The organism is Paenibacillus sp. FSL R5-0636 (genome assembly GCF_037974255.1).
Classification (GTDB): domain Bacteria; phylum Bacillota; class Bacilli; order Paenibacillales; family Paenibacillaceae; genus Paenibacillus_AQ; species Paenibacillus_AQ odorifer.
In genome coordinates this window covers 4,849,134-4,866,817 of record NZ_CP150232.1, presented here as the reverse complement: position 1 = coordinate 4,866,817, position 17,684 = coordinate 4,849,134, and the positions used below count along the sequence as shown (strand labels likewise).

Here is a 17,684-nt window from a genome sequence, read left to right as displayed (position 1 = left end):
ATCTAACAAACGAACGCCCTTCTTAGCTTTATAGTAATACCGAGTGATTGAATTCCATTTAATGTAACTCAATCCAAACCTATCAATGAGAAGGTGCTAGGATGTCCATACTGCAAGTAGAGAATCTCTCAAAAGAATACAAAGGAAAAGGCAAAACGAATCGGTATCGAGCGCTGAACGGGATTAGTCTTAGTGTGGATAGCGGCGAGTTTGTGGCGATTATGGGACCCTCGGGGAGCGGAAAAACGACACTTTTAAATATACTAAGCGGAATCGACACGGAGTATAGTGGGGTTGTAAGAATTGCAGAGACTAGTATAAATGAGATGTCCAAGAACGAGCTTGCGCTTTTTCGCCGGCAGCGTATGGGATTCGTTTTTCAGGATTACAATCTGCTGGATAGTCTGACCCTACGGGAAAATATCATGGTGCCCATGGTGCTGGATGATCAAGAGGTAGAAGATATCAATGCCAAGACAGATGAGACGTTATCGCTATTTGATCTGGATGAGGTGAAGGACAAATATCCTTATATGGTTTCAGGGGGGCAACAGCAGCGGACGGCGATCAGCAGGGCGATTATTAATCATCCAGATGTGATTTTTGCGGACGAGCCGACAGGGAATTTGGATTCTAAATCCTCGAGTACGGTGATGAAGACCTTCGACAAGCTCAACACTCTAAAAGGAGCAACGATAGTGATGGTCACACATGATCCTTTTGCGGCCAGCTATTGTAATCGCGTGCTTTTTATCAAAGATGGGAAGGCTCTACTAGAGATTGCTAGAGAGAATAAAGAGCGCAGAGCATTTTTTGATCTGATTCTGGAGAACCTGGCCTTTATTGGAGGGGGAGAAGATGACCTTTAGGAGAATGGCATTTCAGATATTTAAGGCGAATCTTAGAAGATATTTGTTGTTTTTCTTATGCAGCAGCTTTACAGTCATGATCTTTTTTACATTTTATTCGCTGTACAGTAATCCTGATTTTAATGACCCTTATCAAGTGAATGGGATGGTGTCAGGTAATTTATATGCTCCTTTTTTGGTGATAAGAGTGTTTGCTGTTCTGTTTATTGTATATGCGCAGATGGCCTTTTTGAAATTCAGAAAAAGCGACTTTGGGCTATTAATGGTACTTGGAATGACAAGCCACAATATCCGCAAAATCATTTTGTTCGAGAATAGCATGATCGCTTTAGCCTCGATTCTCACTGGTTTAGGTGCAGGGACGGTTTTCTCCGGTATTTTTTTCTTCATTGTTTCGCTGTTAGTTAATATTGGGGACAGTGCTTTTATACTGACGCTGGATAGTTATCTGTATACCATTAAATTCTTCGCGGTGATTTACATAGTTGTGATTGCAATCAATTTGCTATTCACTTTGAGATACAGCATTTTACGTCTTTTAAAAGAATCCAGAACCGCAGAACGCAACCTGATTCATGGGAAAATCACCGGAGTCATCGGAGTTTTACTGTTGGGAATCTCCGTTTATAATATGCTCACTCATTACAACCCTTCCGATGCTCGCATGATGTTAATAAATCTGGGAATTAGTATGTTGGGCGTTTATTTGCTGCTGTCAGGACTTGGGGACTGGATGAAACTTTTTATATCGCGATCAAGCAGAGCATATCACAAGCACCTGCTGTTTAGTTCCAATTTGATCTATACCCTTGGTCGCTCCAAAGTAGTGCTTTCTCTCATCACCTTTCTCGTCTTCATCACGATTTCTCTAAGCGGGATTATTTTTTATTTGACCTGGAATGCTGAGGAAATTCCGGTTGCAAACAATCCATATGATATTGCCTATTCAGAAGTATTCGGAAAAAATAGCATCTCACCAAAAATACTAAGTGAGATCACGGATCATGGCGCTACGCCGCTGCTTTCACACCAAAAGCTGGAGTATATCGACTTGTTTAATTTTAAAATATTTCTGGACCAGAATATAAACGCATTAATCGGCTCTGATTATCATGTGGAGAAAGATCACTTTCTAAATCTGGCCACAGTTGCACAAGGAGAAGAGTGGAAGAATCAAAGACCGGAAATGCCCACCTTTGACCTGACGCTTGCTTCCGGGAAGCATACGCTGTATTCACAAGGTATCCTATTTAACATGGTATTTAACCCTGTGCCGAATTTAATGAATGGTCTTCATATCATTGTAAACGAAGAGGATTATATGGCGCTGAAAGCGGAAAATAAAAAAGCGATCGGTATCCTTCAGCTCCTGAATTTTAAGGATTGGAAAAAAACTGCGGATATAGATGCTAAGTTAAATGCCGCTTTAGCCAAATATAACAAAGACAATACAGAGTCCTGGTATGGCAATGAGCGGCAAGAGGCCCTCGTATTTTCTACGAAGTCTAGAATAAGTGACTATCTACAGTTACAGGAGTCTGGCCGATTTGGAATCTTCGTAATTTCATTTGTTGGTTTAATATTTTTCGGCGCCTCCGGGATAGTGCTGCATTTCAGTATTCAGACCGATTTAGAGCGTGAGCGGATCAAATTCAGGAAGCTGAACAAGATTGGAATTACTACTAAGGACGTGGCTCGTATTATAGGCGGCCCTTTAAAAGTGCTGTTTTTTCTCCCTTATGCATTAGGTATTGCATTGTCTTCTTTTTATGTTGTTGGTTCTTCCAGGGTTGAAATGTCTACAGCTCTGGAGCCGATGTGGTTTTGTTTGTTAGTAGGCGGAGCGTATCTTTTATTTCAAGTCCTTTTTTATCGTATATACACCAAAATATACACTCACAATATGCTGGCACATATTAAGCTACTCGATATTCCCTTAATAGAACAAAATGAGATTTCAATTTAATCCCAAATATGATAATATTGGTGCACAAAACGTGGGGGGATTCCATTTGAAAAAGATTTTTTCCAGAATTGCAGTCGCATTAATGATCTTGACCCTTGTTGCGATAGTCACTTGCTTTTATATTGGTGAATTCACCTATGCGTATGGATTAATTTTGGTGCTGTTTTTCGTATTTGCGGGGATGGGGCAGCTCTATAAGCTTAAAAATGATGAGTATATGTACAAAAAATTAAATAACACCGATGAGTATAATGAATATACTAGATGATATAAATTTAACAGAAGCTTATTATGTATAGCCAAACACCCCACTTTAGACAGTGCCTAAAGTAGGGTGTTTTTGTATGTGCCTATGTTTATTTCTTACCGTTGCGTTCAAGAATCATATCTACGAACAGATCAATCTGTGCGGTAATCGCAATCGGATCATAGCGGTAGTAGGTATCAAAATCATTGTAGAATAGATGATCGTTCTTCGCAGCATCAAGTCCGTTCCAAACTGGAGATTCCTTCAGTTCTTTCAGCTTATCTCCTTTTTTGTCAGGATCATAAGTGGTGAGGAACATGTAGTCAGCTGCATATTCTGGCAATAGCTCCATGGACAGCTGCAACGTTTGGTTGTCATTGCTGTTCTTAGTAGGCATTTTTAGCTTAAGTGCGTTATAAAGGGCTTGTCCACCCCGGCCAGCATTATTTCCGAAGGTCCATAGCTCACCTTTATCAGTCAGCTCATAGATTCCAAAAGTATCATTTTCATTTACGACACCTTTAAGCTTCTCGCGGCCTTCAGCAGCCTTTTTCTCAAAGTCAGCAATAAATTGTTCAGCTTTGTCAGGCACACCTACAATGTCACCGAACAGTTTAACAGTTTCATAGATATTTGTAGCAGTTCCGTATGGAATATGAATGGTTGGAGCAATTTTGGATAAAGCATCGTAGTTATCATCATACATAACGACGATTAGATCAGGTGTAAGTTCCAGAGCTTTCTCGGCGTTAACTGGAGCACCGACATCTTGTGTGTTTGTGAGCAGGTCTTTCAAGAAGGGATTATCAAAGGTACTAGGTTCGACACCTACAACATTTGCTCCTACGGAGAGCAACTCCCCACCATAATAATCTGTAATAATCCGCTGTGGTTTTACAGGTATTTGCACAGTACCTTTAGTGGTTTCATAGCTACGCATTTCAGCAGCTGAAGCCTCAGGAGCAGTCGTTGGCTCTGTGCTCGGTGCTGTAGTTGCTTCTGTTGTTTCTGTTGGTTTATTAGATGAAGCATTGTTTGTTCCCCCGCAAGCTGTCACAAATACAGACAATAACATTATGAGTGCCAGGATGGGGAAGAGGGTCTTTCTTTTTAGCATGATAAACCTCCCTATATATGTGTACCAACAAATAATAATGAGAATCATTATCATTATTATTTTCAATTTGAACTTTATCAAATCCTAGAATTCCTGTCAATGCAATAAAATAAATGCCTCCTATTAAATCTATCTATTGCCAAACCTAGGAAGGCTCATTTACAATAGCATAGTGATAATGAGAATCAATTTCATAGAAATAGGGTGGCATTCATGAATCAACAGATATCTTCCAAGATTAGACCTAATAAAGGGTCAGCCATACAAGAGTTCCGTTCACGTCCTTGGGCTGCCACGTTAATCTTGGTTGGCGGTCTGGTACTATTAGCACTAGGTATCGCTGTTTCAGTCTCCTTTGGAGCGGCTGATATTAAACTTTCTGTGGTGTGGGCAGCTGTGTTTCACTTTGATCCGGAGATCATGGATCATCAGATTATTAGAGAATTACGATTACCCCGTGTACTTGGCGGGGCAATGATAGGGGCCAGCTTTGCAGTTGCGGGTGCCATTATGCAGGGAATGACCCGAAATCCACTCGCAGATTCAGGTTTGATGGGCATCAACTCAGGCGCAGGATTTGCGCTGGCGCTTTGTTTTGCATTTTTCCCGAATCTATCGTTTATGTATTTAATCCTATATTCCTTCATTGGTGCCGGAGTAGGGGCTGGGGTTGTGTATGGGGTCGGATCATTGGCCAAGGGAGGGCTGACTCCTGCTCGTCTGGTGCTGGCAGGTGCTGCTTTTAGTGCACTGCTGTCAGCGCTGAGTGAAGGGGTAGCTTTATATTTTCACATTGGGCAAGATTTGGCTTTCTGGTATGCGGGAGGCGTGGCTGGGACGAAATGGATTCAGCTTAAAGTCATGTTCCCTTGGATAGGAGCAGCGTTAATTGGGGCTATGGTAATATCCCGATCGATTACAATGCTCAGCCTAGGTGACGATGTTGCTAAAGGGCTAGGCCAGCGCACAGGGCTTGTTAAGCTGGCAGGGACTTTAATCGTATTGATTCTGGCTGGATCATCAGTTGCAGTAGTAGGAGCCGTTGGGTTCATTGGACTAATTATTCCCCATTTGACCCGTTTTTTTGTAGGTGTGGATTACAGATGGATCATTCCATGTTCAGCTATTCTTGGCAGTCTGCTTGCAGTATTTGCAGATTTAACAGCACGGATGATTAATCCCCCTAATGAAACGCCGCTTGGAGCAATTATTGCACTGATCGGTGTACCTTTCTTCCTTTATCTTGCACGTAAAGAAAGGAGGGAACTGTAATGATAGAGAAAACTTCATTCGATTCCTTCCAAGCCGCCAAAAATAAACGTGGCTTAGTTATAATGATTATTTTAGCTGTACTGATTGTTATTGCTTTTATTATTAGTATGAATACAGGATACATACGTTTGACACCTATGGAGCTGCTTAATACGTTATTCGGTAAAGGGACGGATAAGCAAGAGTTAATCTTGTTTCAATTTCGGCTACCGCGTATTGTGATCTCCGTTCTGATAGGCGCAGGTTTGGCTGTATCCGGAGCTGTGATGCAGGGCGTCTTTCGTAATGCTTTGGCCGACCCCGGCATCTTAGGGATTAACGCTGGTGCAGGAATTATGGTTATGCTGTTAATATCTTTTTATCCGACGGCAACCGCGGCTCCGGTGTATCTGCTGCCTATGGTGGCGTTTGTTGGTGCGGGAATTACTGCTGCCTTGATCTATGTCTTAGCTTATAAACGGCATGAAGGAATAAAACCCATGCGACTGTTGCTGACCGGTGTAGCGGTTGCAGCTGGAATGAGTGCAGCGATGATCGTGCTGACTCTTCGGCTGGATCCGGAGAAGTATCAGTTTGTGGCTACTTGGCTTGCGGGAAGTATTTGGGGCACAAGCTGGAAGTTTGTACTTTCTTTACTACCGTGGATCGTAATTCTCGTGCCGTATGTCATCTATAAAGCAAGGGTAATGAACGTCCTTAATTTGGGTGAACAGACAGCTGTAGGACTTGGGGCTGCTGTAACGAAAGAACAATTCCGGCTTCTTGCGGCTGCGGTTGGTCTAGCTGCGGCAAGTGTTGCTGTGAGTGGTGGGATTGGCTTTGTCGGTCTTGTCGGCCCCCATTTGGCGAGACGACTAGTTGGACCCAAACATCAGCTCATGCTGCCAACCTCAGCGCTGCTCGGCTCACTGCTAGTCATTATAGCGGATACCATTGGGCGCTGGATCTTACAGCCATCTGAGATCCCCACTGGAATTGTTGTTGCTGTAATTGGAGCGCCATACTTTTTGTATTTGCTAGCCCGTACTAAATCTTGATGAAAGAGGATGGTCAATCACCGGAAGGAGCGAATTTTTACAATGTTGCGTCGTTTTTTTGCTTACTATAGACCCTATAAGGGATTGTTTATTCTTGATTTCTCCTGTGCTATTGCTGCTGCACTGCTGGAACTAGTCTTCCCGCTGGCGGTTAACCGGGTAGTGGATGATATGCTGCCAAGTGGGAATTGGAAATGGATTCTCTATTCTTGCCTCGGTTTGCTGGGGATATATATCGTCAGCGCCTTTATGCATTTTGTCGTTACTTATTGGGGGCATAAGCTGGGGATCAATATCGAGAGTGATATGAGAAAAAAGCTATTTGATCGTGTGCAGAAGCTCTCTTTCAACTTCTTCGATAATAACAAAACAGGCCATTTGGTCTCGCGGATGACAAATGATCTGATGGACATCGGTGAGATTGCCCACCATGGTCCTGAAGATTTATTCATAGCAGTGATGACGCTGCTTGGTGTATTCGGTATCATGCTTAGCATCAATTGGCAATTAGCTATTCTAACCTTTGTAATTGTCCCGCTGATGATTTATTTATCCATGTACTTCAGTCGCAAAATGTCCAAAGCGTTCCACATCATGTTCGCGGACATTGCTGACTATAACGCACGCGTAGAAAACAATGTAAGTGGGATCCGTGTTGTGCAAGCTTTTGCTAATGAGAATCATGAAATTTCCCGTTTTGCAGTTAATAACGAACGCTTCCGTATTACGAAGCTTATGACCTATCGAATTATGGCTTGGAATTCATCCTTTAGCTTTGTGCTTATGAAACTGGTCTCATTATTCGTACTCGTGTGCGGAACCTACTTTGTAATCCAGAAGCAAATGACTTACGGTGAATTTATTGCTTTTGTGATGTTGTCTAATGTCTTCTTAGGACCTTTGCAACAGATTAACTCGGTCATTGAGACCTATCCTAAAGGGATCGCTGGTTTCAAACGTTATCTTGAACTGCTGGAGACGGAGCCAGATGTTGATGACGCAAAAGACGCTAAGCCAGTGTCTCATCTGTCAGGGAATATAACCTTCCAGGATGTAGCTTTTGCTTATAGTGATAAAGAAAAGGTGCTAACCAATGTGAACTTATCGATTTCGGCAGGAGAGACGGTTGCACTTGTGGGTCCATCCGGTGCTGGTAAGACAACACTTTGCAGCTTGCTGCCACGCTTTTACGATGTAAGCGAAGGCAACATCTCTATTGATGGAATAGATATTCGCTCCATGACGTTAGAATCACTTCGTTCCCATATCGGGATTGTACAACAAGATGTATTCCTGTTTGACGGAACCATCCGTGAGAACATTGCTTACGGCAGATTGGGAGCTTCCGATGAAGAAATCTGGGAGGCTGCGGGACGCGCTCAGCTGGAAGAACTGATCAAATCTCAGCCTGCTGGGCTGGATACAATGATTGGTGAGAGAGGCGTCAAGCTTTCTGGCGGCCAGAAGCAGAGGTTGTCCATCGCCCGGATGTTCTTGAAGAATCCGACGATTCTCATTTTGGACGAAGCAACCTCTGCATTGGATACTGAAACGGAGTCCGCTATACAAGAGGCCCTCGCCGAGTTGTCTGAAGGACGCACAACACTTGTTATTGCTCATCGCCTTGCAACGATTAGAAATGCGGACCGTATTGTTGTCGTTGCGGAAGGCGGCATCGCAGAACAAGGTAAGCATGAGGAACTGCTGCAGACTGCCGGAATATACAGCCGATTGCATGAAGCGCAGTTTGGAGCTTAAGTAGCTGAAGGGATCACTAGAATATAATTTTGGAGGGACACGATGAATAAACAACTGGAATTATACGATGTAACCATTATTGGTGGCGGACCTGCTGGGATGTATACAGCTTTTTATAGTGGAATGAGAGACTTGAAGACAAAGTTAATTGAAGCGAAGGATGAGCTCGGAGGAAGAATGCTTATTTATCCCGAAAAAATGATCTGGGATGTAGGAGGCGTAACCCCAACTCTTTGCCATCAACTGATCGGTCAGCTCAAGGAGCAGGCTCAAACCTTCGATCCGACTATTGTGCTGGGTCAGCAAATTATGAATCAAGAGAGACAAGAAGATGGGACGTACATCTTGACCTCTTCTACTGGGGAACAACATTGGACCCGCACAGTCATTTTGGCAATTGGTTACGGAATTCTACAGATGGCAAAGCTTGAAATTGAAGGTGCAGATCGTTATGAGGTGACGAATCTTCATTATACCGTTCAAGAGCTGGAGCCGTTCCGCGGTAAAAGAGTGCTAATCTCCGGTGGAGGCAACTCCGCAGTAGATTGGGCGAATGAATTGGAGCCCATCGCTGCAAGTGTGACGATTGCGCATCGCCGCGAACAGTTTGGCGGACATGAGAAAAACATTGTGCGGATGAAGGAATCCTCAGTCAATGTCCGTGCGCCATATGCAGTAAGCCAATTACACAGCAGTAATGGTGAAACGATAGATCAGGTTACGATCAGCCATATAGAGACAGGTGAAACAGAGCAGTTTGAAGTGGATGCTGTCATTGTGAATCATGGTCTGAAGAGCGATTTTGGTCCGTTAAAAGAATGGGGCCTTGATATGGGCGAGTGGTGTGCGAATGTAACTGATAAGCTGGAGACCAATCTTCCGGGTATATTCGCAGCAGGTGACTTTGTGGATTATGCGAGCAAGGTTCGTTTGATCGCAGGCGCTTTCACTGATGCGGCTCTGGCGCTTAATAGCGCAAAGCTGTACATTGACCCGACCGCGGCCAAAGTCGCTTACGTATCTTCTCACAATGAACGGTTCAAAGAGAAGAATAAAGCGCTTGGAGTCGTTGACGACCACTAAGGATAGAGGCTTCTCAAACCATAAAATCTGAAGTTTTATATAAAGCGTATAGGGGATCTTATCCATTTCGAGCGGAGAGAACCCTTATACGCTTGCTTTCTATTTTATGGGTTATTAAGTCTAGCAGTCTGGAAGGGAGCAGGAATGAAGCTATCAAATAATAACCCGGTTCATAGAATTTATCTGTTAAAAGAGGCAGGGAAACGCCAATGCGGCGGCGGTCACATCAATAAACCCCAGATTGCCCAGTCCCCACTCTTCCTGACACCAATAGAAGCTATCGTTCAAATAACCATAGAAGGAGAGACAGTAGCTCTGAAAAATGGTGAAATTCTTTTTCTAAGCGCAGGTGCGACTTATCAAATTAATGCTCCATTAGAGACTGTTATCTCTGTTCTAGCAATTTCCTATGAGGTATATGGGCTAAGCAATAGCACGGAGCAAGAATTGGTCTATGGACTTTGCCGTGAAATTTTTCCGGTCAATGGGATTTCACCTATACGTACGACGAATAAAATAACCCGCTTATTCAGCGAATTGGAAGATGTTGCTGCCAATAATTTAGAAGCACAGGCAGATAGAATTCAATCCTTGCTGTATCAGCTACATCAACTGGTCGTAGAGGCTGACGCTGAAGCAGACATTACGGATAGTTCATATTTCAGAATGCTCTCTTATATCCACCAGAATTTTCAAAGGGAGATTACGCGGGAGATGATGTCTCGAATGATGGGCTTCAATCCTCGTTATTTCTCAGTATGGTTCCGCAAGCAGACGGGTTGGAGCTTCACCGAATATGTAACTCATTTAAGAGTAAATAAAGCGAAAAAACACTTGATGTCCAGCAAAGCAACAATACAGGAAATTTCGCAAAAAGTTGGCTATACAGATGGACTATATCTGAGCCGCAAATTCAAGCAAGTCACCGGGATGACCCCAACAGAATTCCGTTTACGTCCCAAACCGAAGCGGATAGTAGCGTTACAATTTTTAGGGGATTTACTTGCGCTGGGAGTGAAGCCTGTCGCGGTTGAAGAAGATGTGATGAACTACTCATTGCTTTTGCTGCCGGAACTGGCGGGTGTGCGATCATTTGAGTTGCAGGGATGTCCGGCGGAAGCGGACTGGTCTGGGCTAGAAGCCGATCTAGTTATTGCACCGACCTATCTGAGCCCTCGTCAGCTTAAATGCATGGAAAAGTTGGGTCCACTAGTTACTGTGGAGTGTGATAAAATGGACCGCCTGGAACAGATTCGTTTATTCGGCAGACTGCTGGGAGAAGAGGAGCGGGCAGAGGCATGGATAAGGCACTATCATTTGAAAATAGATTTGGCTAAGCAGCGCTTGTCCTCATTAATTGAATCTGGTGAAACGGTAGCGGTGTATGAGATTAGGCAAGATAACAGTATTTATATCTGGAATTATACAGCCCGAGGGGTGTACAATCTGTATCCAATGCTGGGGTTAACTCCACCGGACAAGGTAAGGTCAGATGTTCTGGAGCGGGATGATCATTTATGCATCTCACTGTCGGAATTGCCAATATACGCGGCTGACCATATGTTTGTGGTTGTATCAGGACAAGAGGACTGGATGTCGAGAACACGTAAACGGATTAGTAAAAGCGCGGTTTGGCGCAATCTTTCAGCATTCAGGAATGAATGCATATATTACCTGAAGCTTGAGGAATTTTGGGGCAGCGAAGGGCTTGCGCTCGAACGCCAGCTGGAGATACAGACAGATCTGTTAACCGGCCATAAATTAAGCTGACAATCGTCCATAGCTAAATTGATGTATTAGCGTGTATATATGTTTTCCCGCGGAGACGGTATATTAAACAAAGATCTTAATGATATTGATTATCAATATCATAATAATATAAAGTCTCAAGGGGGATTTACATTGTACAGAATTATATCGTTAGGAAAAACAAGCATGATAGCTGTTATGCTTACGCTGGTGCTGCTGTTGAGCGCATGCGGACAAGCTGCTAATCAGGGGAATGCTCCAGCTAGCACGTCGGCTGAAGTGGCTAAAAGCACTAATGATTCTGTAGTTGCCAGCACGGAGCCGGCTGCTGATACAGAGTATTGGACATACGAAAGCGACAAAGGCCCGGTGCAGATCCCACGCAATCCACAAAGAGTTGTGATTCCGGTACAAGACTTTATTGGTGATCTTCTGACGCTTGGCGTGACGCCCATTGCCGTTGCCGGGAATGACATCTTGAACCATCCATATTTCAAAGAGGCGCTGACAGGTGTAGAAGTAGTAGGCGATGACATGACGGTGTCCCTGGAGAAAATAACGAGCCTCGAACCGGACTTGATTATCACTTATCAGGAAGATACCTATGAGCAAATCTCTAAGATTGCTCCGACTGTCTTTATTCCTTGGGGCAAATACGACTATAAGGAACGATTGATCGAGATCGGGAAAATCTTGAACAAGGAGCAGCAGGCTGTAAAGTGGGTGGCGGATTTCAATCAGAAGCTGGAAGCGAAAAAAGCGGAATTGGCTGATCTGATCGCAGCTGACAAAAAGGTGGCGATCTTTGAAATTGCCGGTAAAGAGCTGTATTTATACGGTTCGTCATATGGGCGCGGTGGAGAGATTATATATAACGGATTGGGGCTGCATGCACCTGATCTTGTCCAAGAGGCAGCCTTTAAAGAAGGCTGGGCTTCCCTCTCACTTGAAGCGTTGCCCGAGTACTTAGGTGAAGCTGATTATATCTTCCAAGGCTTCAGCCGTGGTGTGGAGCAGGATAAGCTGGACATTCTGGACAGTGTCTTCTGGCAGAACCTACCTGCTGTCAAGTCGGGTCATGTATTCACCTACGATCTAAAAACTTATTATCTATCCGATGCTTATGCGCTGGACAAGCAGCTGGACGAGATAGTTACGTTGCTGAAGTCTCTTCAATAAGTTAATTTCAAAAGAGTAAAAGGGGATGTTCGCTGAGCTATAGTAGTTCAAGGACATCCCTTTTGCGTATTTATATTCCAAGTTAAGGGAGGTTATAGATTCCATTTGTTGCATAAAAAAGCGGTGTAGAACAAATAGTATGAGCAGGAGGTGTTAATGATGGACCCCTTTAACTCTACTATTTTGGACGATAATCTTAAAGAGCTTCAAGAAAGGCTTGGCCATAGCCCTGATATTGTTATTCGTAGAATTAAATCCACTACCACACAGGTTGAGGTAGCTGCCGTATATATTGAGGGATTAATAGAAAAATTAATGGTCAACGAGTTTGTGGAGCATGCGATGTCGTTCGATAAGCTAAGTGAAGAAAACCCGGTGGTAACATCCGCTGAAGATATCTTTTTGTATATGAAAGAAGTGGCGAGAGGGATCGGAGAAGAACAGACACTTGAAGATTGGGATGTGCTTTTTGAGGCTTTATTCTCTGGTGATACCATTCTTTGGGTCAACGGGATAAGGGCAGCTATCAGAGGGAATACAAGCGGCGGTGAGGTTAGAGCGGTATCGGACGCTACAACTCAAGTAGCCATTCGTGGCTCCAAGGAAGGCTTCACAGAATCTATTGGGACGAATATCTCTCTGGTGCGCAGGAAAATAAAAAGCCCTAATCTCTGGGTGGAGTCGATGAAGATAGGTGACGTCACGCAAACGAATGTATCTATTATGTATATTCATGGAATCGTCAATGATAATACCTTAAAGGAGCTCAGAACTAAGCTGCAAAGCATTGATATAGACGGGATTCTGGAATCTGGATACATTGAGCAATTTTTAGAAGATACTCCCTTTTCTCCATTCCCAACATTATATAATACGGAACGTCCTGACAGTGTTGCAGGAAATCTTTTAGAAGGTCGAGTTGCTATTTTTGTGGACGGGACCCCGTTTGTGCTGATTGCACCTACAACCTTTTTTATGTTTTTACATGCCGTAGAAGATTATTACCAGCGTTATGATATCACGACTTTGATCCGATTATTGAGATTTATTTGCCTTGTTATTTCGTTATTTGGCCCAGCGTTATTTATTGCAATTCTAAACTTTCATCAAGAAATGATCCCAACGGCCTTACTTATTAATTTTGCTTCACAAAGGGAGGGGGTTCCATTTCCGGCTTTTATTGAGGCTATGCTGATGGAATTTACCTTTGAGATTATACGTGAAGCAGGAATTCGTATGCCATCCCCTATAGGCCAAACTGTGTCGATCATTGGGGGCTTAGTGTTAGGACAGGCAGCCGTACAAGCCGGTATTGTCTCTCCTGCAATGGTTATTGTAGTTTCACTTACAGGAATATCCAGCTTTGCTACTCCCGCTTTTAATATGGCTCTTTCCATACGTATCTTGCGTTTCATCATTATGTTTATCGCAGCCTTTATGGGGCTTTATGGAATAACGATCTTTACTTTTATTTTGGTTGCTCATATGTGTAGCTTGAAATCGTTGGGTTTTCCGTATATGTCTCCATTTGGTCCTTTTATCGCTGAGAATCAGAAGGACTCGATCTTGCGTGTGCCCTTGAAATATATGAAAACTCGGCCGCGTCTTGTTAGCCAAAAAAATAATACTCGACTTAAGGTGAATGATGGGAAGCCGGGGAGTGGCAAATGAAGGTCGGATGGATGATGCGTTCATTTATTTGTATATGCTGCTTAATGTTGCTGACAAGCTGCTGGAACAGTCGGGAATTAAACAATTTAGGCATTGTGACTGGTATAGGTGTGGATAAGGTGCCGAATAAAGAGGAATATCATGTTACTTTTCAGATTGTGAATCCATCCTCAACAGCCACAAGTGCAGGAGCTAGCACCGGACAACCCACGGTCACTATTTATTCTTCTACGGACCGTACGATCTTTGGCGCTTTTCGCAAGACTTCAAAAAAGGCGGCAAGACAGATGTTTTTTGCACACACGCAGCTATTAGTTTTAGGCGAATCTACAGTGAAGAGCGGTATTGATGGGATTTTTGACATCTTTGAAAGGTCCCATGAGCTGCGGCTCAACACGAATGTTATTGTAGCCAGAGATACGGAAGCATCCTCTATTCTGAAACTATTGCTTCCCGTAGAAAGCCTGCCTGCAATTGGGATTATTAAAAAGAGTAAAAATACCGCTAGAATATATGGAGAAAGCCGGGATATCAATGTTTTTGAGCTAATTAATGGTCTCAGTGGAGAAGGGTCAGTGGTGATATCCGGAGCCAGAATTCTTGGAGACGCTGAAGAAGGAACTAAAAAATCCGGGATGGAGCAAACTAAAGTAAAAGCACTTGTCACAATGAGCGGGCTTAGCGTATTGAAAAAAGGGGTTTTTCAGGGGTGGCTGGATGGCCCTCTTGCTCGGGGGGCACTATGGGTACAGAACGAGATTAATGAAACCAGTATTAATGTAGATTCAAATGAGGTTAAAGATTCGATAGCCGTTAACATTAATTATTCAAAAACAAAAATTAAGATTGAACTCCGCAATAAAGTACCCGTCATTCATGTAAATGTTGTGGAAGAGGGGACGCTTAGTGAGGCACAGAGTTATATTGAGCTAAGTGATAGAGAGGTAATCGTTCAGTTGGAACAACAAGTGGCTCTTAAAACTAAACAGGAAATAACCCAAGCCTTACAGGCTGCTCAAACTATGAAATGCGATATTTTCAATTTCGGGAATGAACTGAAGCGCACAAATCCAAAAGCATGGGAGACTGTTAAGGACGATTGGGAGTCAGTGTTCGCGGAAGCGGAAGTGGATGTTTCTGTAGAAGCCTATATTCGCAGTGTTGGAATGAGATTAGAGCCGAAATTGTTAAAGGAAAAATGAAAGTGTTCAGTGAGAAAGGTGGGAGAAGGCCACTTTATGAAAAAAGAAACCATCAGCGCGAGTCAATTATTTGCTTTGATTTTTTTGTTTGAATTGGGAACGGCCCTTGTGGTACCGATTGGACTTGAAAGTGGCCATGCTGTCTGGATTGCTATTCTGTTAGCTTTGCCTGGTGGACTTCTTTTGTATTTGATTTATGTTTATTTATACCGGCAATATCCGGGCATGATTATTAGCGGGTATACAAGAAAGATACTGGGCAATGTTATAGGCTGGCCGTTAAGCTTAACATATATTCCAATCCTTCTCTTCAATGGCTCCCGAAATCTGCATGAATCAGGTGAGTTGTTAATAGCTGCTTCTTACGACAGAACACCCGTGTTCATCATTTATGCAATGATGGTTGTTGCGGTAATTTACATCTTAAATAAGGGGATTGAGGTGTTTGCGCGGGCGGCTGAGATTTATATGCTGATTATAATATTATTGGGCTTGACCAGTTGCTTTTTGGTTATTGCCGCCGGACTTGTAAAACTAGATAACTTGTTTCCGTTACAGGCCTCGGATTGGAAGAATGCATTGAAATCAGCCTATCTAAATATATGGCTATTTCCGTTCGGGGAGATGGTATGTTTCACTACGATTTTACCTCATATCAAAAAAACCAAGGTAGCAAAAAGAACCGGAATCATCGCAATTACTTTATGCGGATTATTACTCAGTTTTACCCATGCCATCGAAATATCCGTTCTAGGAACAGAAATCTACAGTAGAGCCAATTTTCCGATGTTCACTACGATAACGTTAGTAAACCTGGCCAATTTCATTCAACGTTTGGACGCGCTTGTGCTCTTAACCTTAATCATTGGAGTCTTTTTTAAAATGTCAGTATATTGCTACGCTGCAATGGTAGTCACCGCGGATCTATTCAAGGTGCAAGACAGCAGAAAGCTCGCCGTTCCCGTTGGTATTGTTGTTTTGTTCGGGGCTTTTATTAGTTCAGCGAATTATCCGATACATATGGACGAAGGAAGGATATTTCTGAAATATATTTTGCCGTATTTCTGTGCCGCTGTACCTATTCTCTTGTGCATCGTTCATTACATCCGCAGAAAATTAGGGAGCATAGGTTAGTTTATTTTATTTGATGGATTTATTGCTTCTATTTCGGATAGAGGATGTAATTGTAATAACAAAAGGTAAGGAGATAAAAACGAGCATAGTTATTGATTCCTGTATGCTTGTAGCTGCAAAGGAGTCATAGATCGTCCGCATTGAAGCGGTGAGGTTTTCTCCTGATAAAAGGTCGATGATTACTGCCATCAGCAACCCCATAAAAGCAAGCATGAAATATAGTAATAGTAATTTCATATTGATCAACTCCATTTGCTAGATTAACCTTAGGCTAAATGTATTATTACCTCTTGAGTGTGTTTGTAGTCAAAAGAAAATAACAAATCCCCTATTGCTCCAACGTTGTTGGAAGCAGTAGGGGATTCTAATTTAAGCGAATTTTATTGTGTAAGCCAAGCAGCCAGCTCTTCGGTCTGGGATAACACGGCAATTGGATCATAGTACCAGGACCGTTCTTCTTTCCATACATAGAGATGGCCATTTTTTACAGCGGGTAGGCTACTCCAGATTGGATCAGCTTTGTAATCAGCTTCTGTACGGTTATTGGAAGTTAAGATAATATAATCTCCTGCGTATTTAGCGAGTGCCTCTGTAGAGATTTCCGCCCATTGCTTCTCCATAATTTCTGCGGCCACAGCTGTAGGGGGCTTACGACCCAGCGCCTGATAGACAGGCTGTCCGCCTCGGCCAAAGTTATCGCCATAGGCCCAAATGGATTTTCCGCCGTCTTCCATGATGGAAAATGTTGCATCTGCAGGGATTACTTTGTCTACTTTGGCTTTAGCTTCAGCTATCCGTTTGTCGTAATCTGCAAGCCAGCTTTTGGCTGCCTCTTCCTTACCAAGGAGTTCTCCGAAATAGGTTAATTCGGCATGAGCATCTTTCAGATCACCATATGGCACAACGATGGTTGGAGCAATTTTGCTTAGTGCTTCATAGCTTTCAGCTTGTCCAGAAATAATCAAATCAGGATTAAGTGCGATGATTTTTTCAGGTGACATTTTGCCGTAAGTTCCAGTGTCTGCAACTCCAGTAAGTGCCTCCTTAAAATACATATTCTCCAGTGTTAATCCGGGAGCACCAACAGGAATGGTATCTAGCGCAATCAGACTGCCCAGATATTCCTCAGCGACAATCCTTTTAGGTTGAACAGGGATTTCAATATCACCATTTATAGTAGTGACCTTTTTAAGAGCAGCTGTTTCCGTAGTTTCTGTTGGTTGACTAGTTTCGGTAGGTACTGCAGTTGCCGATGATGTGTTGCTGGTGTTACTGCCTGTATTCCCCACAGAATTATTGGAATTCCCGCAAGCTGATATGACTAGAATTAATGCCAGCATGAAGGGAAAAAGAAGCCAATGGGTTTGTTTGGAGCTATTTTTTCCTGGATTATGCAATTT

15 protein-coding genes are annotated in these 17,684 nt (G+C 43.1%); 12 read left to right on the top strand and 3 right to left on the bottom strand.

Annotated elements, in window-relative coordinates:
• Positions 1–101 precede the first annotated feature (101 nt).
• Genes MKX34_RS22190 through MKX34_RS22180 form a run of 3 tightly spaced genes read left to right on the top strand, consistent with a single transcriptional unit; the run spans position 102 to position 3,103 of the window.
• Complete coding sequence (locus tag MKX34_RS22190) at positions 102–869, top strand: ABC transporter ATP-binding protein (RefSeq protein ID WP_076104412.1); 768 nt, start codon at positions 102–104, stop codon at positions 867–869.
• Between the two features lie 4 nt (positions 870–873).
• Positions 874–2,835 (top strand): ABC transporter permease, encoded by a 1,962-nt coding sequence (locus MKX34_RS22185; RefSeq protein ID WP_339203422.1) that lies wholly within the window; start codon positions 874–876, stop codon positions 2,833–2,835.
• A gap of 46 nt (positions 2,836–2,881) precedes the next feature.
• Entirely contained in the window at positions 2,882–3,103 is a 222-nt protein-coding gene (locus tag MKX34_RS22180; RefSeq protein WP_042190339.1) for a hypothetical protein, read from the top strand.
• An 88-nt stretch (positions 3,104–3,191) separates the two neighbouring features.
• On the opposite strand, the gene MKX34_RS22175 is transcribed toward MKX34_RS22180, so the two are convergent.
• A complete protein-coding gene (locus MKX34_RS22175) occupies positions 3,192–4,199 on the bottom strand; it encodes an ABC transporter substrate-binding protein (RefSeq protein ID WP_036676075.1) in 1,008 nt (335 codons plus the stop codon).
• Between the two features lie 213 nt (positions 4,200–4,412).
• Between MKX34_RS22175 and MKX34_RS22170 the strand changes: the two genes are divergently transcribed.
• The 9 genes from MKX34_RS22170 to MKX34_RS22130 all read left to right on the top strand — a co-directional run bounded on the left by MKX34_RS22170 (position 4,413) and on the right by MKX34_RS22130 (position 16,284).
• The gene (locus MKX34_RS22170; protein ID WP_036676077.1) at positions 4,413–5,471 is read left to right on the top strand and encodes an iron ABC transporter permease; all 1,059 of its coding nucleotides are present in this window, start codon (positions 4,413–4,415) and stop codon (positions 5,469–5,471) included.
• On the top strand, positions 5,471–6,508 hold the full coding sequence (locus tag MKX34_RS22165) for an iron ABC transporter permease (RefSeq protein ID WP_036676084.1): 1,038 nt from the start codon (positions 5,471–5,473) through the stop codon (positions 6,506–6,508). Before MKX34_RS22170 ends, MKX34_RS22165 begins: the two co-directional genes overlap by 1 nt.
• A 42-nt stretch (positions 6,509–6,550) precedes the next feature.
• A complete protein-coding gene (locus MKX34_RS22160; RefSeq protein ID WP_076104415.1) occupies positions 6,551–8,266 on the top strand; it encodes an ABC transporter ATP-binding protein in 1,716 nt (571 codons plus the stop codon).
• A 42-nt stretch (positions 8,267–8,308) separates the two neighbouring features.
• Positions 8,309–9,349: an NAD(P)/FAD-dependent oxidoreductase gene (locus MKX34_RS22155; RefSeq protein WP_036676089.1), complete on the top strand. Its 1,041-nt coding sequence runs from the start codon at positions 8,309–8,311 to the stop codon at positions 9,347–9,349.
• A gap of 144 nt (positions 9,350–9,493) precedes the next feature.
• The gene (locus MKX34_RS22150; RefSeq protein WP_076297383.1) at positions 9,494–11,119 is read left to right on the top strand and encodes a helix-turn-helix domain-containing protein; all 1,626 of its coding nucleotides are present in this window, start codon (positions 9,494–9,496) and stop codon (positions 11,117–11,119) included.
• Between the two features lie 132 nt (positions 11,120–11,251).
• Positions 11,252–12,277: an iron-hydroxamate ABC transporter substrate-binding protein gene (locus tag MKX34_RS22145; protein ID WP_256717662.1), complete on the top strand. Its 1,026-nt coding sequence runs from the start codon at positions 11,252–11,254 to the stop codon at positions 12,275–12,277.
• Between the two features lie 156 nt (positions 12,278–12,433).
• Positions 12,434–13,948, top strand: coding sequence for a spore germination protein (locus MKX34_RS22140; RefSeq protein ID WP_094902289.1), 1,515 nt, complete (start codon positions 12,434–12,436; stop codon positions 13,946–13,948).
• A complete protein-coding gene (locus MKX34_RS22135) occupies positions 13,945–15,150 on the top strand; it encodes a Ger(x)C family spore germination protein (protein WP_038572463.1) in 1,206 nt (401 codons plus the stop codon). Before MKX34_RS22140 ends, MKX34_RS22135 begins: the two co-directional genes overlap by 4 nt.
• A gap of 36 nt (positions 15,151–15,186) precedes the next feature.
• Positions 15,187–16,284: a GerAB/ArcD/ProY family transporter gene (locus MKX34_RS22130; RefSeq protein ID WP_038572462.1), complete on the top strand. Its 1,098-nt coding sequence runs from the start codon at positions 15,187–15,189 to the stop codon at positions 16,282–16,284.
• Positions 16,285–16,290: 6 nt separating this feature from the next.
• On the opposite strand, the gene MKX34_RS22125 is transcribed toward MKX34_RS22130, so the two are convergent.
• Together MKX34_RS22125 and MKX34_RS22120 are read right to left on the bottom strand one after the other, a co-directional pair.
• Complete coding sequence (locus MKX34_RS22125; protein ID WP_036676096.1) at positions 16,291–16,521, bottom strand: hypothetical protein; 231 nt, start codon at positions 16,519–16,521, stop codon at positions 16,291–16,293.
• Positions 16,522–16,664: 143 nt separating this feature from the next.
• Positions 16,665–17,681, bottom strand: coding sequence for an ABC transporter substrate-binding protein (locus tag MKX34_RS22120; RefSeq protein WP_038572461.1), 1,017 nt, complete (start codon positions 17,679–17,681; stop codon positions 16,665–16,667).
• Positions 17,682–17,684: the final 3 nt, after the last annotated feature.